Source organism: Streptomyces sp. NPDC043176 (assembly GCF_056436715.1).
In genome coordinates this window covers 138,039-158,724 of record NZ_JBWKCA010000018.1, presented here as the reverse complement: position 1 = coordinate 158,724, position 20,686 = coordinate 138,039, and the positions used below count along the sequence as shown (strand labels likewise).

The 20,686-nt window shown below is 71.9% G+C and carries 15 protein-coding genes and 2 pseudogenes; 5 read left to right on the top strand and 12 right to left on the bottom strand.

Features of this window, described 5'->3' with window-relative positions; all coding sequences use genetic code 11:
- Positions 1 to 247: 247 nt before the first annotated feature.
- On the bottom strand, positions 248 to 1,690 hold the full coding sequence (locus AC067A_RS26920) for a carboxylesterase/lipase family protein (RefSeq protein ID WP_479245062.1): 1,443 nt from the start codon (positions 1,688 to 1,690) through the stop codon (positions 248 to 250).
- A gap of 88 nt (positions 1,691 to 1,778) precedes the next feature.
- The gene (locus AC067A_RS26915) at positions 1,779 to 3,074 is read right to left on the bottom strand and encodes an MFS transporter (RefSeq protein ID WP_479245061.1); all 1,296 of its coding nucleotides are present in this window, start codon (positions 3,072 to 3,074) and stop codon (positions 1,779 to 1,781) included.
- A 136-nt stretch (positions 3,075 to 3,210) separates the two neighbouring features.
- Between AC067A_RS26915 and AC067A_RS26910 the strand changes: the two genes are divergently transcribed.
- From AC067A_RS26910 to AC067A_RS26895, 4 genes are all read left to right on the top strand, one after another.
- Positions 3,211 to 4,161 carry a LysR family transcriptional regulator gene (locus tag AC067A_RS26910; RefSeq protein ID WP_479245060.1) on the top strand — a complete coding sequence of 317 codons (951 nt, stop codon included), beginning with the start codon at positions 3,211 to 3,213 and terminating at the stop codon, positions 4,159 to 4,161.
- Between the two features lie 90 nt (positions 4,162 to 4,251).
- On the top strand, positions 4,252 to 4,617 hold the full coding sequence (locus AC067A_RS26905) for a hypothetical protein (protein ID WP_479245059.1): 366 nt from the start codon (positions 4,252 to 4,254) through the stop codon (positions 4,615 to 4,617).
- Positions 4,618 to 4,856: 239 nt separating this feature from the next.
- Entirely contained in the window at positions 4,857 to 6,062 is a 1,206-nt protein-coding gene (locus AC067A_RS26900) for a serine hydrolase domain-containing protein (protein ID WP_479245058.1), read from the top strand.
- Between the two features lie 84 nt (positions 6,063 to 6,146).
- The gene (locus AC067A_RS26895) at positions 6,147 to 6,674 is read left to right on the top strand and encodes a DUF6896 domain-containing protein (protein ID WP_479245057.1); all 528 of its coding nucleotides are present in this window, start codon (positions 6,147 to 6,149) and stop codon (positions 6,672 to 6,674) included.
- Positions 6,675 to 6,695: 21 nt separating this feature from the next.
- On the opposite strand, the gene AC067A_RS26890 is transcribed toward AC067A_RS26895, so the two are convergent.
- The 5 genes from AC067A_RS26890 to AC067A_RS26870 form a co-directional block, all read right to left on the bottom strand.
- Entirely contained in the window at positions 6,696 to 7,535 is an 840-nt protein-coding gene (locus AC067A_RS26890; protein ID WP_479245056.1) for an alpha/beta fold hydrolase, read from the bottom strand.
- Between the two features lie 673 nt (positions 7,536 to 8,208).
- Positions 8,209 to 9,369, bottom strand: coding sequence for a serine hydrolase domain-containing protein (locus tag AC067A_RS26885; protein ID WP_479245055.1), 1,161 nt, complete (start codon positions 9,367 to 9,369; stop codon positions 8,209 to 8,211).
- Positions 9,369 to 9,842, bottom strand: coding sequence for a Dps family protein (locus AC067A_RS26880; RefSeq protein ID WP_479245054.1), 474 nt, complete (start codon positions 9,840 to 9,842; stop codon positions 9,369 to 9,371). Before AC067A_RS26880 ends, AC067A_RS26885 begins: the two co-directional genes overlap by 1 nt.
- 34 nt (positions 9,843 to 9,876) lie before the next feature.
- Positions 9,877 to 10,710, bottom strand: coding sequence for an alpha/beta fold hydrolase (locus AC067A_RS26875; RefSeq protein WP_479245053.1), 834 nt, complete (start codon positions 10,708 to 10,710; stop codon positions 9,877 to 9,879).
- Positions 10,711 to 10,839: 129 nt separating this feature from the next.
- Positions 10,840 to 13,590 carry an ATP-binding protein gene (locus tag AC067A_RS26870; protein WP_479245052.1) on the bottom strand — a complete coding sequence of 917 codons (2,751 nt, stop codon included), beginning with the start codon at positions 13,588 to 13,590 and terminating at the stop codon, positions 10,840 to 10,842.
- A gap of 255 nt (positions 13,591 to 13,845) precedes the next feature.
- Between AC067A_RS26870 and AC067A_RS26865 the strand changes: the two are divergent.
- A pseudogene (locus AC067A_RS26865) lies at positions 13,846 to 14,454 on the top strand (IS5 family transposase); the annotation flags it as partial.
- Between the two features lie 457 nt (positions 14,455 to 14,911).
- Here the strand turns inward: AC067A_RS26865 and AC067A_RS26860 are convergent.
- The 5 genes and pseudogenes from AC067A_RS26860 to AC067A_RS26840 all read right to left on the bottom strand — a co-directional run bounded on the left by AC067A_RS26860 (position 14,912) and on the right by AC067A_RS26840 (position 20,679).
- Positions 14,912 to 15,187 carry a hypothetical protein gene (locus AC067A_RS26860; RefSeq protein WP_479245051.1) on the bottom strand — a complete coding sequence of 92 codons (276 nt, stop codon included), beginning with the start codon at positions 15,185 to 15,187 and terminating at the stop codon, positions 14,912 to 14,914.
- Positions 15,188 to 15,524: 337 nt separating this feature from the next.
- Entirely contained in the window at positions 15,525 to 18,497 is a 2,973-nt protein-coding gene (locus AC067A_RS26855) for a hypothetical protein (RefSeq protein WP_479245050.1), read from the bottom strand.
- A gap of 561 nt (positions 18,498 to 19,058) precedes the next feature.
- Positions 19,059 to 19,427 (bottom strand): annotated as a pseudogene (locus tag AC067A_RS26850) (helix-turn-helix domain-containing protein); the annotation flags it as partial.
- Between the two features lie 82 nt (positions 19,428 to 19,509).
- A complete protein-coding gene (locus AC067A_RS26845) occupies positions 19,510 to 20,232 on the bottom strand; it encodes a GNAT family N-acetyltransferase (protein WP_479245049.1) in 723 nt (240 codons plus the stop codon).
- A 24-nt stretch (positions 20,233 to 20,256) separates the two neighbouring features.
- On the bottom strand, positions 20,257 to 20,679 hold the full coding sequence (locus tag AC067A_RS26840; RefSeq protein WP_479245048.1) for a nuclear transport factor 2 family protein: 423 nt from the start codon (positions 20,677 to 20,679) through the stop codon (positions 20,257 to 20,259).
- Positions 20,680 to 20,686 lie beyond the last annotated feature (7 nt).

Genomic DNA, 20,686 nt, shown 5'->3' with positions numbered 1-20,686 from the left:
GGGGGTGGTCATGCCTCGGCGGGCGTCGGTGGTGCCCGGGCCCTACACGGGCGCGCACGCCTCGCGGCCCCGGCGGCGGCGACGGCTGACGGGGCGCACGCCGGGTCCCGGACCGCCCTGGCGTACGGTCCGGGACCCGGCGCACGATCGATCATCGTGGCGCCCGGCCCGGCGGACCATGCACGGCGTGTGAAGAACGTGTGACACGGTCCGGGCCCGCCCCCTCGGGCGAACCGGGCGCCCCGCCTCAGTCGAGCCAGAGCTCGCGGACGCGGCGGAGCGGGTCGGCGACGATCCGCGGCTCCGCGTCCCAGACCATCGTGGCGCGCGTGTCGGCGGTGTAGCGCGGCCAGTCGTCGCCGGGGTCCTGGTCGGTGACGAAGGAGACCCAGGCGCGGTGCAGGGCGTCGGCGAGGGTACGGGGCGGCGCGTCACCGGCCGCCTCGCGTACGCCTTCGGAGTCGAGGACGTCGAAGGCGAAGGGCAGGTCGAGGCAGTGGAAGGCCAGGCCGGTGACCGGGGAGCGCCAGGTGAACTCGTAGAACCAGGTGGGCCGTTCGCGGGCGGCGCGGGCGTCCGCGACGGCGAGGTTCGGGGCGCGGAAGGTGGCGTCGGTCAGTGCCTGGCCGAACAGCAGGGCCTCGCCGTCGGCCGCGTAGGCCTCGGCGAACGCGCCGGTGCGGGCGGGGTCGAGACCGAGGCCGCCGAGCAGGACGGGGAGCGGCGGACCGTCGGGGCCGGGCGCGGGAACCATCGTGAACTCGTGCTCGGTGAAGCCGAGCAGCAGCGGGACGTCGGCGCCCGCGTCCCCCGCCGTCAGGGCGTCGCGCACGGGTACGGGGATCAGCTCGCCGTCCGCGAAGGGGGCGAGGGCCAGCATCGGCGGCAGGCCCTCGCGGTCCGGTCCGGGCTCCGCCAGGCGGTCCTGGAGGTCGAGGAGTTCCTCGTCGGTCAGGTCCCGCAGCGCCTCGGCGCCGGCCGGCATCCCGGTGCGCGCGGTGAAGAGGCGGGCCGCGGCGCGGGCCACCTCGGGACCGTCGGGGGTCAGGACGGCGCCGGAGACGGAGATACCGCCCCGGAACAGGCCCTTGGCGGCCGGGACGGCGAGCAGCGTCTGGACGGCGCCGCCGCCCGCCGACTGGCCGGCGATCGTCACCTTGGCCGGGTCGCCGCCGAAGGCCGCGATGTTGTCCCGCACCCATTCGAGGGCGGCGATCCAGTCCCGGACGCCCCGGTTGTCGGGAGCACCCTCCAGGTGGAGGAAGCCCTCGATGCCGAGCCGGTAGCCGAACGAGACCACGACGACGCCGTCGCGGTTGAACGCGGCACCGTCGTACCAGGGGCTGGCGGCCGAGCCGGCCACGTACCCGCCGCCGTGGATCCACACGAGGACCGGCAGGCCCGCCGCGGGGGCGGCGTCGGGCGTGAAGACGTTCAGGTTCAGGACGCCGGCGCCGGGGATCGAGGGTTCGGGGATCGTCGTCACCTCGGCGAACGGGCGGCGCTGCGCCGTCGGCCCGTACGCGGTGGCGTCGAGCGGCTCCGACCAGGGCTCCGGCGGTACGGGCGCGGCGAACCGCAGGTCGCCCACCGGCGGCTGCGCGTACGGGATGCCCAGGAAGCGGAGGCTGCCGTCGGCACGGCGCTCGCCGCGTACGGGCCCTCGGGCGGTGGTGACGGTGGTGCTCATGGGGTGCTGCTCCTTCTGCACGGGGCGCCGCGGGACCGGGAAGGGCCGGGGGCCGGGCAAGGAGCGTGTCACCGCTCACTTACACGTGTCAATCCCGCCACCCCGCCCCTCCTTCCTTCCGTCGCCCCGCCTCTTCCTCCTTCCGCCGCCCCGCCTCGCTCCCCGCCGCCGGGAGGCGGTCGCCGCGCGGGAGCAGCAGCGGGGTGGCCAGGAGCAGGACGCCCGCCAGGGCGATCGCGGCCCGTGGGCCGACGAGGCCGGCGAGGAGGCCCCACGACGCGGTCAGCGCCGCCACCGAAGCCTTCGCGGTGACCGACCAGGCGGTCAGCGTCCGGGCGACCCGGTCGGTCGCCGTCAGCTCGAGGCGGCGGGCCGCCAGCAGCGGGTTGAACACGGCCGCGCAGGCGATCAGCGCGAACTCCACACCCATCACGAGCAGCAACCCCGTGACGCCGGGGTGCACGAAGGCCAGGCCGACCGGCCAGCACACGCGCAGCACACCGGCGACCCGCAGCACCCGGTGCCCCCCGTACCGCGCGGCGAGGGGCCGTGCCAGTCGCGAGCCGACGAGCCCGCCCAGGCAGGGGACGGCGAAGGCGAGGCCGTACTGCCACGGCGCGAAGCCCAGCGGCCCCAGCATCAGGACGGCCAGCAGCGGCGCGGTCGCCATGATCAGCCCGTTGACGAGCACCGCGTTGAGGAAGAGCGGACGCAGCAGCGGGTGACCGAGGATGTGGCGCCACCCGACGGCCAGGTCGCGGAGCCTCGGTCGGTTCCGTACGCGCGCGGGTCGCTCGGGAGGCGCCTCGGCCGCCCCGATCGCGCGGATGCCGGCCGCCGAGAACAGATAGCTCACGGCGTCCGCCAGCACCGTCGCCACAGGACCGAACAGCGCTAGCAGAGCACCGCCGAGCGGGGGTCCGAGGACAGTCGCCGTCCAGGTGGTGGATTCGAGCCGGACCTGGGCGCGCAGCAGGTCCTCGGGGCGGAGGAGCCCCTTGAGGCAGGCACCCGAGGCGGCCCCGAACGTGATGTCGGCCCCGGCGACGACGACGGAGACGACCAGGAGGTGGCCGAACCCCAGCCGGCCGAGCGCGTACGCGACGGCGACACCGAGCAGCGCGGCGCACCGCACGAGGTCCATCGCGACCATCACCGGTCGCTTGCGGCGGAACTCCACCCACGGACCGAGCGGCACCGCGACCGCCGCGCCCACCGCGGCGCCGACCGCGGCGAGCGCCGCGACCTCCGCGGAACCCTTGTGCAGGACGGTGATCGCGAGGAGCGGGAAGGCGTTGAACGCCACCCAGGTGCCCAGGGTGCTCGCCGCGTACGCCCCCCAGAGCCACCCGAAGTCCCTCCCGAGGGACACCCCGCCCGCCATTCGCCCACCCCTCTCGCCGACCGGTCCGACAACCACGCGTCGACCACCACCATCAAATCCGGCCGAGGAGACCGGGATCAAACAACCGCGAGCCGGTCACGCCACAACCCCGGGTTGTCGGCGTACAGTGCCGTCCGTGGATCTCGAAGCGGTGCGCACCTTCCTCGCGGTCGTGGACTCGGGCCGGTTCCGCCAGGCCGCCGACGAGCTGTCGATCACTCAGCAGGCCGTGTCCAAGCGCGTCGCCGCGCTGGAGAAGGACCTCGGCGTCCGCCTGCTGACCCGCACCGCGGGCGGGGCCCGGGTCACGATCGACGGGCAGGCCTTCCTGCCGCACGCGCGCGCCCTCCTCCGGGCCGAGGCACGCGCGGTCGCGTCCGTGCGACCAGGCCGACGCGCGCTCCGGGTGGACGTGCTCGGACGGCGCCTCGCCCCGGCGGGCCTGCTCCGCGACTTCCACCGGGCCCACCCCCGGATCGAGCTCGACGTCGTGACGCTCTTCGACGCCGAGGCCGCGGTCGCCGCCCTCCGGGCCGGCACCATCGACGCCTCCTTCCGGGCCGTGACCATGCCCGGCAGCCGCCTCCCCGAGGGGATCGAGGCCCTCCCGGTCCTCGACGAACCGCTCCAGCTCCTCACCGGACCGGCGCACGCCCTCGCGGGCGCCCGTGAGGTCGCGCCCGCGCGGCTCGCCGGACACCGCATCTGGGTGCCCGGCATCGTCAGCGGCACGGAGTGGGCCGCGTACTACGCCGACCTCGCCGCCGAGTTCGGGCTCGCCATCGAGGTGACCGGCCCCGACTTCGGCACCGAACCCCTCCTCGACACCGTGGCGGACTCCCCCGACCTCGCCACCTTCGTCGGCGCCCGGACCCGCCTCGTCTGGCCCGAGACCCACGACCTCCGCCGCATCGCCGTCCACGGCCCCACCCTCGTCTACCCCCACTCCCTCCTCTGGGCCGTCGACAACCCCCACCCCGCCCTCGTCGTCCTCCGCGACCACCTCGCCGCCACCCCGCACGGTCTCCCCCCGGCCACCGACGTCTGGGCACCCGCCTGGGCGCGCCCGCGCCACCGGCACCCCTAAGGGGTGCCATGCAGGCCCCGGGAGTCCGGCCCGACCGGCAGGGCACCCCCTAGACTCGGGCCGAGCCGTGAAATCAGGAGGGGGCCGGCCATGCGGTGGAACCTCGACACCCTCGTGGGCGTGCTCGTCGGCGTCGTGGGCGTCGGGCTCATCCTGGCGGGCCTGTTGTGGAAGGGCCGGGCCGTACGGCCCTTCGCCGCCTCCCGGGCGCGCCGGATCGCCCACCGCGACTACGTCCGTGCCCTCCAGCGCGCCGCCGACCAGGCCATCGCCGCGGCCCGCCGTTCCGCTGGCGACGGCGAGCCCGCGATCGTCACCGTCGAGGCCGTCGTCCGCCTCGCCCGCGAGCACTACGGCTACGACACCGTCGAACCCCGCCACGCGGCGGCCGCCCTGCGCCGGCGCTTCGCACACCGGCACTGCGCCGCCGACTGCGTGACGGACGCGTTCGGTTAGGGACCCCGGCCCCCTCGCGCGGGCCGCCGCGCAGGCCGCCGGCGCCGTACGGCCACCGCGCGGGGCTGGAGGCGCTCGCACAGCACATGGCGCGGGGCTGAGGACCGTGCGGCGGCCGGGACGGGCTCCGCGGCTCCGAACGAGTGGACTCGGGGCGATGTGGGCGGGAGGGGAACGCGGGGCCGGGGGCGGGATGGTGATGTGGCCGTCCGTTTCCCGATCAGGAGAAGGCGCCCGAGATGCGACGTATCCCCACCCGACGTCTGTTCGCCGCGACGCTGCTCGTGGCGTCCGTACTCGCCCCGATGGCGGTGGCTCCGGCCCCCGTGGTGCACGCGGCGGTCGCCGACCGCCACGGGCAGGGGGACTGCCCGCCGGGCGGTCTGGGCCCCGAGATGGAGGCGCGGCTGGACAAGGCGATCGAGGACGTGCGGAAGCAGGCGGGGATTCCCGGTGTGGTCGTCGGGGTGTGGATGCCGGGGAAGGGGAAGTACGTCCGGGCGACCGGGGTCGCGAACACGGCGACGGGGGAGCCGATGAGGGAGGACTCGGTCGTACGGATCGGCAGCGAGACCAAGACGTTCACGGTCACCGCGCTGCTCCAGCTCGTGGACGACGGCAAGGTCGGTCTGGACGACCCGATCGCCAAGTACGTCAAGGGCGTGCGCAACGGCGGGCACATCACCCTGCGCCACCTGGCGGAGATGCGCAGCGGGCTGTTCCCGTACACCTCCGATCCCGACTTCATCCACGACCTGCTGAGCGACCCGCAGCGCTCCTTCACGCCGGAGGAGGCCCTCGCGTACGGCATGAAGCACAAGAACACCTTCGAGCCGGGCGCGGAGTTCGAGTACTCGAACTCCAACCTCGTCCTGCTGGGCCTCGTGATCGAGAAGGTCACCGGTCACCGGCTCGCCGACGTCATCCACCACCGGGTGCTGCGCCCGTCCCACCTGCGGCACACGCTGTTCCCGCCGGGCTCCGAGTTCCCCGAGCCGCACCCGCGCGGCTACACCGACCAGACACTGAGCGGCGCCGTCGCGGACGCCACGGACTGGAACCCCAGTTGGGCGTGGGCGGCCGGCGCGATGATCTCCGACCTCGAGGACCTGCGCCGCTGGGCGAAGATCCTCGCCACCGGTGAGCTGCTGAGCCCCGCGACCCAGGCGCAGCGCATGAAGACCCTCCCGACGGGCTTCCCCGGCACCGGCTACGGCCTCGGCATCCTCGACACCGACGGATGGATCGGACACAACGGCTCCATCCCCGGCTACGAGACCGTCACCGTCTACCTGCCGTCGCAGAAGGCCACCCTGGTCCTGATGATGAACACGGACATCCGCCGCGTCGACAACCAGGAGCCGTCGACCCTGCTCGCCCGTGCGGTCACCCGGATCATCACCCCGGACCACGTGTACGACGGCAGCGTCACCCCCAACTACTGATCGTTTCAGAATGCTGTCCTGCGGAGACGCCGGCGGCCCGTGGAAGGATCCCTTCACTCACGGGCTCAAGGGGGATGGCGTCGTATGGAACGTGTTGGGGCTGCACGGGACCTCGTGCTCGGTTACGTCCACGCTCTGAACACGATTGACGAGGCCATGAGGGTGGCGATCCCGTCGCTTGAGCGACTGGCAGATGTCCTCGGCCTCGCCCGTTCGCGCCGGATCAGCCGAAGCGGGCAGGTCGGCGCCTACTCCTGCACCGTTCATGGGGCAGGGTGGCGCCTCGTGTGCGACAACGGCATTGAGGTCGATGTGGACTTTGCGGCCTACGGGAGTGAAGTCTTTTTCGAGGGCCCGGACATGCGAGCCGTCCGCCGAGCACGGCAGGATACGAAAACCTTCAGGGCCCCTTCGGTCGTTGGCGTGGTGAGCGGAATCACCACGCCGACGACCAGGGGCTCTGTCTCGTCACCACGCCCGCTGACCGGCCCATTTCGCCCTCCAGCACAGGATGAAAGAGGTTCGGTCACCAGAACTGGAACCGCGTTGGTGGGGCAGGTCAGCCTGTCACCCGAACCCGTATCAGACCCGCTGTGCGGGGACGTGCGGTGAGCGACAGGGCGGGGCCCTCGGTCATCGGACCGTGCGGGCCGCCTGCTCGACGATGCGGGTGACGGTCTCGGGGCGGGATACGGATACCGCGTGTGACGCGTCGATGGTCGTCGTGCGGGCATGGGCGCGGGCCGACATGAAGCGCTGGGCAGCCACTGGGATGTTGCGGTCCTCCGTGGTCACCAGTGACCAGGAGGGGATCGTCTTCCAGGCGGCCTGGGTGGACTTCTCCTCCAGAGCGGCGGCAGCGATCGGACGTTGCCCCGCAGCCATGAGCCTGGCCTTGTCCTTCGGCACGTCTGCGGCGAACTGGCTGCGGAACTTCTCCGGCTTGATGTACACGTCCGCGCCCTGATCACCGTCAGGCAGGACGTAGTGGACGGACTCGACGGCTTGGCCGAGGGTGCTGCCGGGGAACTTGTCCGTCAGTCCGATCGAGCTTTCGCCCTCGTCCGGCAGGAACGCCGCGATGTAGACCAGCGCCTTCACCTTGCCTTCGAGGCCCGCAGCGGCCTGGCTGATGACGGTGCCGCCGTAGGAGTGGCCGACCAGGACTACGGGCCCGTCGATGTGGTCGAGGACGCTGCGCAGGTAAGCGGCATCGCTCGCCGGACCACGCAGCGGGTTGGCGGCGGACACCACCGGGTAGCCCGCGCGCTGCAGCCGGGCGACGACACTGTCCCAGCTCGCGGCGTCGGCGAACGCTCCGTGTTCCAGCACGATCGTCGGACGTACGGGGTGGTGGGGCGTGGCGTCTGCCGCAGCGGGCAGGGTGACGGCGGCGACGGACAGTCCGACGGCCGCGGTGACACCGAGCAGTACGGATCTGCTGCCCGGACGGACGGGGTGGGTCTTGCGCATGGGTGAAATCCCTCTTGTTCGATGAATGGTGCTCGACGGACCGAAAGGCGAGGCAGCTGGGTGCGTCGAGGAACGGGGCCCGGGTCGTTTCGCCGGTACGTAATTGACGGGTGTCCGTCTACACCGCGTGAGCAGCGCGGATCGGAGCCCTGGTGGGCAGCGGCCAGGAAAGCGGCTGCCGGGCTGCGGCCCGAGGGTGGTCCTGAGGCTTCGCCCTCGCCCTTCCACCGGGCGAGGAGCGCCGTCCTCCTGGGGCGACCGGACCGATTCAGCCGCTGGCGGACTGCTGGTTCGCGGACATGGAGGGCGGTGCGACGTGCCACGGGCAGCGGTTTTTCCACGTGATCGAGCCCAGGGCCGAGGTGGTGCCGTAGCCCTCGCTCTTCGTGACGATTGCCGCGTCGCATGGTGGGCGCGGAAGCCTCGACCGGATGGGGGAGCGAGCTCCCCTTCAGCCGGATGACGGCCGCTCACTCGCGTTCCTGCGCAATGTTTCCCGGACCATGGTCCATGTGCGGCGCCAGATCATGAGTGCTGCGAGTGCGACGGTGTCGAGGTGGATACGGAGCCGTTTCCCGCAGCGTGTGGCAACCGCGCGAAAGAGCTTGAGGCGGTTGACGGCACGTTCGGCGGTGTGTCGTAGGCTCCCCCGCGCGGAGCCTACGGCCACACCTCAGCCGGTACCCTCCAGGACTTCGTAGACGCGCCTGAGGTAGATGTGCGTGCGCTCCGAGCCGAGGATCCCGTCGCCCACCCGGTTCATCGTGTACGAGAACGTGACGCGCCGGTCGAGGTCCATCATGACGATCGACCCGCCCCTGCCGACCCAGAAGCAGATTTTCCCGGTGGGCATGTGCGGCATCGTCCTCGGATCGGCGAGTGCGTAGCCGATGCCCCAGCGGACGGGGACGCCCAGGAACAGGTCGACTCCGTCGGCCTGGACGTCGAACACCTTGTCCACCGTCTCCTCGGAGAGAAGTCGGCGGCCGTTGACCTGGCCGCGCCGCGAGATGACGGAGAGCGCTCGGGCCAGGCCTCGTGCGTTGCCGTGTCCGTTGACGGCTCCGAGTTCGGCGGAGCGCCACTGCGGGGTGTCGACGTGCTCGTCGCGCGCGGGGCTTCCGAGCAGCGTCCTGGTGAAGATCCCCTCGGGATCAAGACCCGTGGGTATACCGCCCGGCTGCGAGGGGGCCACCAGATCGGCGATACGCGGCCAGTCGGCCCGTCGCGCGCCGATCTGGACATCGGCCTGCGTCGGTTCGGCGATCTCGGTGGCGACGAACTCTGTCAGGCTGCGGCCGCTGACCCGCCGGACGAGCTCTCCCACCAACTGCCCCTGGGTCTGGACGTGGTAGCCGGACGCGGAGCCCGGCTCCCACCAGGGTGCCTGCGCGGCCAGCCGGGCACTCGCGGTGGGCCGGTCATAGAGATCCTCCATGGAGAAGGGCTGCTCCCAGCCGGAGAGTCCCGAGGTGTGGGCCAGAACGTGCCGCACCTCGATGTGCTCCTTTCCCTGGGCGGCGAACTCGGGCCAGTAGTGCGCGACCGGGCGGTGCAGATCCAGCGCGCCCCGGTCGACGAGGATGAGAGCCGCGAGATTGGTGAGGGTCTTCGTGGTCGACCACATGCTCACCAACGTGTCCCGGTGCCACGGAACGGTCCGCGCCGCGTCCGCGTGGCCACCCCAGAGATCGACTTCCACGACCCCGTCCACATCGACGGCGATCGACGCCCCCAGCTCCTCGCCGGCTTCGAGGTGTGCCACCAGCGCCGCCCGTACCGGCTCGAACCGGTCGGTGCTCGTGCCCTCGACACCCATGCTCTTCTCCCCCATCAGACCCGGTTCTCCGCCTGGAACATCCAGCTCTGCTTCTCGAGATCGGCCGTGAGTCCGACGAGGAGGTCCTCGGTGACGACATCCACCGGGCCCATCGCGACGATGCGCTCACGCAGCCTTTCGGTCACGGCGGAGAGCGCGTACACCAAGGCCTCGACGGCGTCGCTGTCCTTGGTCCAGCCCGGCGGAAGGGCGGGCACGCCACTGGTTCCCGCAACGGTCCCGGCCCGTCCGTCCGGACTGACGCCCAGGGCGGCCGCGCGCTCGGCCACCGTGTCGGCGTGGTTCCGGGCGACGGTGGCGGCCTCGTCGAGCTGGAGGTGGACCGAGCGGAAGCGCGGGCCGTACACATTCCAGTGGGCCTGCTTGGCCACCAGGGACAGGTCGAGAAGGTCGGCCAGGGTCGCCTGCAGCGCTGCACCCGCGGTCTCGCGGTCGCGCTCGGGCAGAGGGTTGTTGACAACCGGCACAGGAGTGCGGTCCTTTCGTGACAGGCGCCGGCTCTCAGGCGGCGAGGAAGTCGAGCAGGGCGGCGTTGACCTCGGCCGCGTGGGTGAGCAGCAGCCCGTGCGGAGCGCCGTCGATCTCGACGTACCGCGCTTCGGGCAGGCGGCGGCGGAACTCGCGGGCCGTGGCGTCGATCGGCAGGATGCGGTCGGCGGTCCCGTGCAGGATCAGCGACGGCACGTCGATGCGCTCCACGTCGGCCCGGAAGTCCGTCAGCCACGCCGGGACGCACGCGTACGCCGCCATGGGCGCCGAGTCGATGGCGGTGGCCCAGTTCGCCCGCAGCGCGGCCTCGCTGAGCCGCGACCCGAGCGTCTCGTCGGTGTTGAAGAAGTCGACGAAGAAGCTCTCGTACCAGGCGTAGCGGTCGGCCTCCGCCTGCTCCGCGATGCCGTCGAAGACGCTCTGCGGCACACCGGTGGGGTTGTCCGGCGTCTGCAGCAGGAACGGCTGGAGCGAACCGAGGAACGCCGCCTTCGCCACCCGCTCCGAGCCGTGGACGCTGAGGTAGCGGGCGACCTCGCCCGAGCCCATCGAGAACCCGACGAGAACCACGTCACGCAGGTCCAGCTGCGTCAGTACGGTGTCCAGGTCGGCGGCGAAGGTGTCGTAGTCGTAGCCCGTCATGGTCTTGCTCGACCGGCCGAAGCCACGGCGGTCGTAGGTGATGACGCGGTAGCCGGCCTTGACCAGCGCATCGGTCTGCTTCTCCCACGACTGCCCGTCCAGCGGGTAGCCGTGGATCAGGACGACCGGCTGCCCCGTCCCGTGGTCCTCGTAGTAGAGGTCGATGCCGGTCGAGCCCTCGGTGCCGACGGTGATGGTTCCCATGGTGTGCCTTCCCGCCCGTCCGCCGTGTGCGCACCGGGCATGGCACAAACCTAGGAATCAAGCAGGCCGGACCGCGTCCGTCGGACTACGGCTTCGACGTACGTCATGGTGCTGCGTCTTTCGCGTACGTCATGACGCTGCGCTTTCGGGGTACGTCGTCGTGCCGCCGAGCACCGCGGCGAGTTCGCCGCGGGACGTGACCCCCAGTTTGGGGAACATCCGCTGGAGATGGGTGCTCACCGTCCGGGGCGAGACGTACAGCCGCTCGCCGATCTCCCGGTTCGTCAGACCCTGCGCGGCGAGCTGGGCGACATGCAGCTCGGTCGAGGTCAGTCGGTCGACCGCGGCCGGATCCTGGCGCGGGGACGACGCGCCCGCGGCGCGCAGCTCCTGCCGTGCCCGCTCCGCCCATGCCGACGCGCCGAGGGCGTCGAAGATCTCGCGTGCGGCCTGCAGGGCGACGCGGGACTCCGCGGGCCGCCGGTGACGCCGCAGCCACTCGCCCAGGGCGAGGCGCGCCCGCGCCCCCTCGAACGGCCAGTCCGTGGGGACGGCGTCGAGGGCCGCCCTGTACAGCGGCTCGGCGGCATCCTGCGGGCTCAGCAGGGCCCGGCCCAGTCGCAACCCGCAGAGCAGGGCGGGCGAAGACGTCGATTCCCCGAGCGGGGTCAGCTCCCGCACGATGTCGCGTGCCACCCCCGCGGATTCGCTGCGCACCGCCGCCTCGACCAGCTCCGCGACCGCGTAGAAGCGCAGCCAGGGGTGGAAGGCGGGGTCGGTCGGGTCGAAGACGCGGTGCAGGTGGCCGAACGCGTCGCCGTAGCGGCCCTGGCAGAGGGCCGCCTGCCCGCGGGCCATTTGCATGATGGCCAGTACCGGGCGCCCTCCGCTGGGAAGGGCCTCGCGTTCGGCTTCCGCCGCCCATGCCTCTGCCGCCGGGTCGCCGTTGACGGCGGCCAGCTGCGCGCGGATGGCATTCACCATCGCGTGCACAAGAGGCTGACCGGTCTCGCGGGCGAGCGACGCGGCCTCCTCCGCGGCGAGGGAACCAGCGCGCACGTCACCCAGCCGTGCGGCGCTCCCCGCCTGGACGCAGAGGGCGCGGGCCAGCATCGACAGCCTGCCCTGCGCTCGCAGGGCGTCCAGCGACCTCGCCGTCAACCGTCTCGCCAGGGCGGGAGCGCCCACCGTCACGGCGGCGGCGCCCAGGAGCTGGTCCCCCTCCGCGTTCTCCGATGAGCGCTCCAGCTGACTCGCCAAGCCCTCCATGGCCCCTTCCCCACGCTCGACCGGCGCCGAGTACGCCCGCAGAGCGACCAGATCGGCGTTGTCGGCGGGCACGGGCATCCGGTCGGCAGCGGCGGCGACCCGCTCGCGGGCGGCCGGGCCCGGCTCTCCCCAGAAGCACTGCAGGACCGCGCTCCACAGCATGCGCAGCCCCAGTGTCGACTCGCCGCCGGCGGCGATCTCGACCGCCAGCTCGGCCAGCTCGGCGGCCGCGGCGCCCTCGCCCCGCGTCCCCTCGGCCAGAGCGATGCTGACCCAGGCCGCGCGGCCTTGGTCCCGTGCCGAAAGGTCCAGTGAGCGCGCCTGGGTCAGCAGATGCGTCGCGACGTCTCCTTGGCCCGACTCCAGTGCGAGCTCCGCCGCCCGGAGCAGCCGGTCCGCCCGCGCGGAGGGGTCCTTCGTCAGCTCCGCCGCCCGTCTCAGCGCAGCGAGAGCTGCGGCGACACCGCCTCGCCGCAGGGCTCTGCCGGCAGTGGAGTCCAGATCCCGTGCCACTCTCTCGTCGAGACCGGCGGTGGCGGCGGCACGGTGCCATGCCTGCCGATCGGGCTGCCCCTGGAGCGAGGCGGCCAGCGCGGCGTGCGCGGCCTGGCGTTCCACGGCGGTGGCGGCGTGGTGCATCGCCGAGCGGATGAGGGGGTGCCTGAAGGCCAGCCCCTGGGCCTCCACCAGGCCCGCGTCGATCGCCGCCTCGAAAGCACCGACGCCGACCGCCGTCCCGAGCATCCGGGTCGCCGCGGCGAGGCATTCGTCCATCGTCCCGTCACCGTTGAGGGCCGAGAGGAGCAGGACCGCACGGGTGTCGGCCGGCAGGCGGGAGACCCGTGCCGTGAACGTCCGCTCCAGCCGCGCGGTCAGCGGCAGCGGACCCGGATTGAGCGCGTACGCCCCGCCGACCGACTGCAGCGCAACCGGCAGCTCGGTCAGTGCCAGCGGGTTCCCGGCGGCCTCCTCCAACAGCCGCCGTCTGACCTGCTGTCCCAGTCCGGGGGCCACCGCGTCCAGCACCTCACCCGACACCTCGTCCGTCAGCGGGCCCAGGTGCAGCACAGACAGGCCGGCACTGCTGAGGCGGTCGTCGAGGCGCCGGGTGACGGCGACCAGAACGAGGGGGTCGGATTCGATCCGCCGCGCCACGAACCCGAGCACATCGAGGCTGGCACGGTCCATCCAGTGGGCGTCCTCGACGACCACCAGCAGGGGCGCCTTCGCCGCCGCGTCCGTCAGCAGGGTCAGCGCGGCCAAGCCGACGAGGTACAGATCGGGTACGGCCTCGTCGACGAGCCCGACGGCCGCGAGCAGCGCGGTGCGCTGACGTCCCGGCAAGTCGTCGATTCCGTCGCGTAGTTGGTGCACCAACTGGTGCAGGCCGGCACAGGGCAGGTCTTCCTCCGACTGGACCCCCACAGCGGTGATCACACGGGTCCCGCCGCGTGCTGCCGCGGCCGCGGCCTCCGCGACCAGCGTCGACTTGCCGATCCCCGGCGCCCCGGTGATCACCGTAGCGCCGCCCGAACCGGCGGCCCCCTGCTCCACCAGGGCAGCCAGCGTGCGACGCTCCGTATCGCGACCCAGTAGCACCCGCCGATGCATGCCGCACCCCCCGTTTCTCTGTACCTCCCCAGCACCCGACGGCTCCGCGTCCTCGCGGAACCAGACGACCTGGCGGCATCTCCGCTGGTGGGCGGTCTGAAAGCCCGGCCTGGATGCCGTTCATGCAATGGTATGCATGCTACCGAGCAGGAATGACCGCTGTCCGCATGCGCGAAACCGAGCCGCCGCCGGGATGTCCGAGGCCACCGCCTGGCGGTACGTCGACGAGACGCTGGACGTCCTGAATGAGTTGAGCTGCGGGATGGGACCGAGGCCGGCGTCTGGCCGCGCCTGCACGCTGCCCTGTCGAGCGAGCTGCGCCGCGCCGGCCTGCTGGACCTGGACGACTGCTCCGTGGACGGCTCGCATGTCCGGGCCCTCGAAAGGGGGGATCATGTCGGCCCCTCGCCCGTCGACCGTGCCCGCCCCGGCTCCAAGCACCACCTGATCGTCGACCGGCACGGAACCCCGCTCGCTGTCACGCTGACCGGCGGGAACCGGCACGACGTCACCCAGCTCCTGCCGCTGCTCGACGCTGTCCCGGCGATCCGGGGCCGACGGGGACGTCCCCGCCGCAAGCCCCGGCGTCTGTATGCCGACCGGGGCTACGTCTACGACAAGTACCGCCGCCTGCTGTGGAAGCGCGGCATCAAACCCCTGATCGCCCGACGCGGCGTCGCCCACGGCTCCGGACTGGGCAAAGTGCGCTGGGTGGTCGAGCGTACCTTCGCCTGGCTGCACCGGTTCAAACGGCTCCGCACCCGCTACGAACGACGCGCCGATCTCCACCAGGGCCTGCTCGAACTGGCCTGCAGCCTCATATGCCTCCGCCAGCTCCAGCGCGGCCAATCGCCCGGTCAGTAGCGTAGACGGGCCTCAGACCCGTTGATACGCACGATGCAGTCCTTGAAGAGCTGCAACGGAGGCCGACCCTCAACTGGAGCCAGCGTGAGCCCCAGATCCTGCAACGGCTTGGCCAGGGCGACGAACCTGTGCCCATCAGGGTCAGGGCCCTCATAGGCCGCCCATGCCTCGAACAACGACCTCACGCGTTCCCAGCCCGGCCCCGGGGCGAAGCGCGCCAGGAAGAACGGCTGATCACAACCGTACTCACTGAGCTCACCGACCAGGACGTCTCCATGCAAGAGCTGCCATCGCGTCATCTGGCGTCCCCGTCCCCCACCACGCAGCCGAGTCCGCATCATCTCAGCGCGCAACTCTCTGGCCAAGCGTTTCATTCTGAAACGATCAGTTAGGCCTCTGGTTAGCAGTGCCCTCGCCAGGGCTCGTTCAGCTCCGAACCCGCCCCCGTCGACACTGGTCAAGGCACTTGAGCTTGTGTTTCGTCGGCGAGGGTAGTCGACTGCACGATCCGGACCGCGCCGGAGCTGGTGGCGTCGCTCCAGGCGCACACCGCCTGGTCGCCGTCGAGGCCCTGGGAGAGGCCGCAGGCGAGACCCCCGCCGTACCGGCCCGGGTCTAAGCGGGTCACGTCGTGGGCTTTCGCACCGGTGAAGTAGTTGAGGAACTCCTGGAGATCGACTTGGTGGCCTTCTCTTCGCGGATCTTGGGGTCCCCGCTCCGCGCTGCGGACCATGCCGAGCAAGTCGAGGTTCTCGTCCGCGTCCTTGTCGTAGTAGCCGTTCTCTGTCCCCGGCGGCGAAAGCGGCCCATGACCTGACCCGGCCCGCCACGCACACGGAGCTGCCCTTGCCGGGCACACCCGTGAGCCGCCCGGTCGAACGGCTGCTGTCGGCACGGTTCAAGCAGAACGCGTTCAAGGCCTGGCCGGCGACCCGGGCCGGGGTGACGGTCTCCGATGGCGGATACCAGGGCGCCGGACGGCCGCCGCAGGGCCGTGCCCGTCGCCGACCGCCGCAGGGCCCCACCCGGAGGTGGGGCCCTGCGGCACGTTCAGGTCTCCGCGTCGGGCGTCAGTTCACCACCCTCACGGAGTCGCAGCCCAGGAACGTGTACACCTGGCCGCCCGCGGCCCGGTATTTGCCCTTCAGGCAGGCCCGGGTGGAGGCAAGGGTCAGTCCCGATTCACTGGGCTTGAAGTGCATGACGTTGTCGGTGTCGCCGTCGCGGGTGCGCTCGTCCAGCTCGTAGGAGTCACCGGGGTGGCCCCTGCCGTGGACCTCCCGGGCGCCTGCGGGGGTGGCGGTGTTGAACAGCCGCTCCCGCAGGCCCCAGTACGTCTGGGACACGTCGATCGCCGTCGCGTTGAAGGCCAGTGGCAGGCCGTACTCGCCGACCCGGGTGGTCAGCGCGGCCAGGGTGGCGTCGGTGTTGAGGTTGACGGGGTTCGGGAAGCCGCCCGGCCGGACGTTGACCGCGATCGGCACCACGCAGTCGATCCGGAACGAGGTGGAGGCGGTGTTGTTGCTCGGGTCCGGGTCGACGTCCTCCGCGTTCTTGAGCGCCAGGCGGGAGTCCAGGCGTACCTGCTTCAGGCCCGGCGAGGTGCACGCGAGCTGCACCGCGTACGTGGCCTTCTGCGGCGTGCCCACGCGCAGCGCCGTCTGCTGTGCAGTCTGCGTCGCGGGGGTGACGGTGACGCCGGCGTCCGCGGGGGCCGTGGTGGTCAGCAGGGTGTCGATCGGGCTGGACGGGCCGGCGTTGGCGACGGTGACTTCCAGCGAGGCGGTGGCGGGCTCGCCGATGAGAACCTCCAGGGGGCCGGTGGCCCGGGCATCGGTGATCCGTACGTCCGCCTTCGCGATCACCCTGGTGTCGGAGGTAGTGGTGTTGTCGGCCGGCTGCGCGTCCGGGCCGGCGAGGTTGGCCACGGTGGAGGTGGCCGTGATCGTCTTCGGACCGCCGTTGCGGTAGACCAGGTCGGCCGGGACCTGGGCGCTGATCTTGTATTCCCGGTGGGTTCCCTGCGGCACCTCGCTGAGGTTGCAGGTGACCGTCCGGCCGGAGACCACGCAGGGGCCGGTAGTGGTGGGGTCGGTGATGTCGGCCGGCAGCTCGGTCGTGATCTGGGTGGACGTGGAGGAGTTCGGTCCCTTGTTGGTGACGCCGACCGTCCAGGTCAGGCGCTCGCCGGCGGCGACCGGGTCCGGTGCGTCGGTGAGCGCCAGGGTGAGGTCGGTGGTGTTGCGGAGTCCGCGGATCCGAGCCGCCTCCTCAGCGGTCGGCAGGGGCGGGTCCTCGTTCGCCGCCGCCGCTCCGCCGGTGAGGCGGTTCGGCATGAATTCCTTGACTCGGGCCCAGTCGTTGTGGCCCTTGAGCAACTCGTCAGTGGTCATGTTGGCGCAGTCCGCCTGGCCTGTAATCGCGTCGATGTTGACGATCTGCTTCGCGTCGCCGTCGTCGCCGAAGCCCGGCCAGTTGTCGCCGTTCCAGTCCGGATTCCGGTTCAGGGGAACGGTGCGCACGGCACCCGCACCGTCCAGGAAGACGAACTGGTTCACCCCGTCCTGCGGGTCGAGCACGATGCTCTCGTGGAGGTCGTCCTCCTTGAGGTCGGGCAGCACCTCCCGGGACCGGCCCGGCAGGTTGTCGCCGGGTGGCCGGCCGAACAGGGTGATCCGGGCCGGGGAGAAGTCGACGACGTGCCCACCGCCCACGCGCGGGATGCCCTCGGACATGGAGTAGCTCATCACGCTCACGTAGTTCGGCTTGCAGTTGGGCCTCGCGTCCGTGCCCGCGTGGCCGAGCCCGAGGTTGTGGCCGAGCTCGTGCATGAGGCCCCCGGCGTCGGCGCGGTAGAGGATGATGTCCGTCCCGCCAATAGAGCCCAGACCGCCTGCGGCGCACCCGGCGCTCGGAGTGGTGAAGAGGACGTAGTTGAACACCTTCCGACGCAGCAGCTGCATGTTGCGCGCCTTCGTGTTGTAGTACTCCGTGTCGAAGTCCCTGTCGGCGCAGTTGTTCAGCGGGAACGCGATCTGGTTGCCGCCCCCCAGGTCGTCGCCGACGATGCAGTCCGGATCCTGCTCGTCGGGCCTGCCGTCCGTGTCGTCGTCGATGCCGTTGCTGCAGGTGGCCACCCTGAAGTCCTCGACGCCGAGTTCGCGGTCGCTGCAGTCCGGATCAGCGCCGTCCGCACCGCTGAAGCCATCGTTGTCCAGTCCGTCGGTGCAGGTGCCTTCGGGCGGGCCCTCCATGGCCTGCCTGTCGTGCAGGCCTCCGGAGTCGACGTGCAGCGTGATGCCGTCCGCACCGTCCGGGTTGGACAGTGGGGCCACCGCGAAGGCGTGCTCGACCGCCTGGACCGCCTCGTGGGACGGCTGCGATCCCGCCGAGTAGTCGAGTTCGACGAAGATGTCCTTGTGCAGCGGGTTTGCCTGGAGGGACGGCAGGTCGACGGCCATCGAACCGTCGGGGTTGCGCACGCCGAAGCGCTCGTAGCGGTCGGCGATGCCGTCCTGGTCGGCGTCGCTGTGGTTGCTGGTGGTGATGGTCACGCCGACCGCGGCCCGCTTGCCGTCGCCGGCGTTGGGGAAATTCGGGTCGCCTTCACCGACGGCGCACACCTGGCCCTGCGGGTTCCCGTCGCGGTCGTCACACGGCGGGTCCGGGGGGATGAACCCGTACGCGAGCGAGTCCCCGGTCCAGGTGTCGTTGAGGGCGTTGTACGTGAGGTTGAGGTCGATGTCCTGGTTCTGCGGGCTGATGTCCATCCGGTCGTCCGCGACGTTCGCTCCACCGTCCTCGTCCTTGATCTGGACGCCGACGGGGAACGTGGTCCGGTCGCCGGAAAGGGTGACCTGCTGCGTGAAGACCCACGGGTTCGGGATGGTGCCGGCGTGGAAGGCGTCGTCGGAGACGAGCCGGCCCGTCTGGAGCGCGTTGTCCCCGATCTTCACCTCCGGGTAGAACTCGCCTTCCTCGTCGATGCCGTCGTCCGGGACCTCGAAGCGCTCGAACCAGTCCAGGCTGACGGTGACAGTCATGGCCAGCGGCGGTGGGTCGGCGGCCGCGGCCGGCGCCGGTAGCCCGGGCATCAGCCACAGGCCGGGCAGGAGCAGGGCGGTCGCCGTGGCGACCGCGACCAGGCGCCGTCCGAGACACCGCCGGAGTGACGGCGGAGCGGCCGCTGGGGCGGCCAGGCTGGTGGAAGGTGGGGTGGAGGATGGTGGGGTGGAATTCGGCATTCTGCCTCCCGCATGCACGCGAATCCCCTACTAGCGCGCCAACCAGGCGAGTACGGAGCAAGGGATCATTCGCTGCCGCATCGTGCCAGCAGGTGTGGCCGCCCGTCCGCATCCCGGACTCGGGTTCCGCCCGAAGGGACGAAGCCGAAACGTTTCCGACCCGGCGAAAGGCGCAACCGGGGTGAGCACGAAGGCTGGACCATCCGGGAAGCGGCCACTGTAGAGGTCCCGTCGCCGGTCCGCCGCGATCCTCTGCCGTCACGGCCGCTGAGTCGCCGCGCGGACTGCACAGGGAAACGGGAGCGTGAAACGATCAGGGTGCGCGAGACTTCCCCGATGACCACGGACTCCTGCGTGCGCCAGGCCAGCGGCGAGTTTGCGCAGTGACCAGCGGGTGAAGGGCTGGCCGAGCTTGGCGGGGCGGGTGGTGGCCGTCTGGACGACGAAGTCCTCGTCGTCAGTGCTGAGCAGGCGGGGACGGCCTCCCGCCCACTGAGGGTCCAAGCAGGCCAGGCCGATCTCTTTGAACCGGTGGATCACATCCCGGACGGTGTCCTCGTCGGCCCGCACCAGCTGGGCGATCACCGGCACCCGGTTCCCGCCCGCCGAGGCCAGCAGCATCATCGCACGCCGGTAACGCACCGAACTGGTGCTGCCCCGGCGCACGATCTGCTGCAGCTTCTGTCCTTCCTGATCGGTCTGTCTGCGCACACGGACAGGCTCGGCCACCGCACCTCCAGCGATCGGATCGAACGTCACCCACATCCGACCGCCACGACCACCCACCCGGCGAACCTGTGCGGTCAGAGCACTAGCCGGGGTTCTTCGGCACGATCTCGACGGAGAGCTGGGCCCCCCGCTCCTCGAAACCCAGGGCGGCGGCCACCCGCCGGGATGCCGGCGGACGGGCCCTCCACTGGGGCAGGAGGCCGGCGGCAAGCGCGTGGGCCACGGCCGCCGACGCCGCGCGGCGGGCGAGTCCGCGCCCGCGCGCGGCCGGTGCGGTCAGAACGCCGAGGTGGGCCGTCCGGTGCGGCCAGGCCTGGTAGCCGGCCGCGGCCACCACCTCGCCGAGTTCGCGGACCACGAAGGCGGGCGAGGTGATGCCGTCGAGGGCGGCTTCGTCGGCGTCGCCGCGGCCGGCCAGGCTTTCGAGGGCACGCAGGGCTTCGTGGCGGCAGGTCATTCGCTCCACCGTCGCCGGGTCGGCGGCCGGACGGAAGCGTTCCGCCGGCAGGTACGCCAGGACGGCGGGGCCGAGGACCGTGGTCGCGGGCAGGGCGTCACGGATCGCGTCGACGTCCACCCGCCGTCCGTTCAGCGCGGCGCGCACCACGGCGGCGGTGTCCTCGCTCGGGGCGGTGGCGATCGCCGCGCCGTCGAGGACGACCACGCCGGTCCAGCGCGGCGGGCACAGCCCCGACTCCGGGGAGACGACCACACGCACACCGCCGGCCGACGGGAAGGACACCGGTACGCCGGCCAGGCCTTCCCACAGCTCGCGGGCTCTGGTCGACAGGTGATCGGCGGGCATCGTCCCGGTCCTTTCGGACACCCCTCAGACCACGGACTCGGGTACGGGCGTGGCCTGGTGGTAGTACATGCGCAGGGGCGCGTCGGGGGCGGCGCCGGGGTCGCGGCGCCAGAGGGAGCTGCGTCGGGCACGGCGGCCGTCGTGGAGGGTCTCGTAGGTGAGGTGGACGAGGCCGGGGGCGAGGAGGACGCCGGTGACGGGGCCGGGTTCGATGCGCGGGTCGCCGTCGGTGCTGCCGGTCATGTCGGGGAGGGCCGCGAGCATCTCCGCGTGGGTCCAGCGGCGGCCGGAGGAGCCGACCTCGACGAAGTCGGGGGCGAGGAGCGCGGCGGAGAGGGTGCGGGAGGCGCGCACGACCGGTTCCAGGAGGCGGAGTTCGCCCGCGACGGCCTCGGCGACGTCGGGGTGCCGGTGGTCGTGCGCGGGGGTCGGGAGATCGTGCGTCATGAGGGCA

Excerpts from the sequence above, each read along its gene's own strand:
- AC067A_RS26920 (WP_479245062.1), bottom strand. The coding sequence starts at position 1,690 with ATGAGCACCACCGTCACCACCGCCCGAGGGCCCGTACGCGGCGAGCGC.
- AC067A_RS26915 (WP_479245061.1), bottom strand. The coding sequence starts at position 3,074 with ATGGCGGGCGGGGTGTCCCTCGGGAGGGACTTCGGGTGGCTCTGGGGG.
- AC067A_RS26905 (WP_479245059.1), top strand. The coding sequence starts at position 4,252 with ATGCGGTGGAACCTCGACACCCTCGTGGGCGTGCTCGTCGGCGTCGTG.
- AC067A_RS26900 (WP_479245058.1), top strand. The coding sequence starts at position 4,857 with ATGCGACGTATCCCCACCCGACGTCTGTTCGCCGCGACGCTGCTCGTG.
- AC067A_RS26895 (WP_479245057.1), top strand. The coding sequence starts at position 6,147 with ATGGAACGTGTTGGGGCTGCACGGGACCTCGTGCTCGGTTACGTCCAC.
- AC067A_RS26890 (WP_479245056.1), bottom strand. The coding sequence starts at position 7,535 with ATGCGCAAGACCCACCCCGTCCGTCCGGGCAGCAGATCCGTACTGCTC.
- AC067A_RS26885 (WP_479245055.1), bottom strand. The coding sequence starts at position 9,369 with ATGGGGGAGAAGAGCATGGGTGTCGAGGGCACGAGCACCGACCGGTTC.
- AC067A_RS26875 (WP_479245053.1), bottom strand. The coding sequence starts at position 10,710 with ATGGGAACCATCACCGTCGGCACCGAGGGCTCGACCGGCATCGACCTC.
- AC067A_RS26870 (WP_479245052.1), bottom strand. The coding sequence starts at position 13,590 with ATGCATCGGCGGGTGCTACTGGGTCGCGATACGGAGCGTCGCACGCTG.
- AC067A_RS26860 (WP_479245051.1), bottom strand. The coding sequence starts at position 15,187 with ATGGTCCGCAGCGCGGAGCGGGGACCCCAAGATCCGCGAAGAGAAGGC.
- AC067A_RS26855 (WP_479245050.1), bottom strand. The coding sequence starts at position 18,497 with ATGACTGTCACCGTCAGCCTGGACTGGTTCGAGCGCTTCGAGGTCCCG.
- AC067A_RS26845 (WP_479245049.1), bottom strand. The coding sequence starts at position 20,232 with ATGCCCGCCGATCACCTGTCGACCAGAGCCCGCGAGCTGTGGGAAGGC.
- AC067A_RS26840 (WP_479245048.1), bottom strand. The coding sequence starts at position 20,679 with ATGACGCACGATCTCCCGACCCCCGCGCACGACCACCGGCACCCCGAC.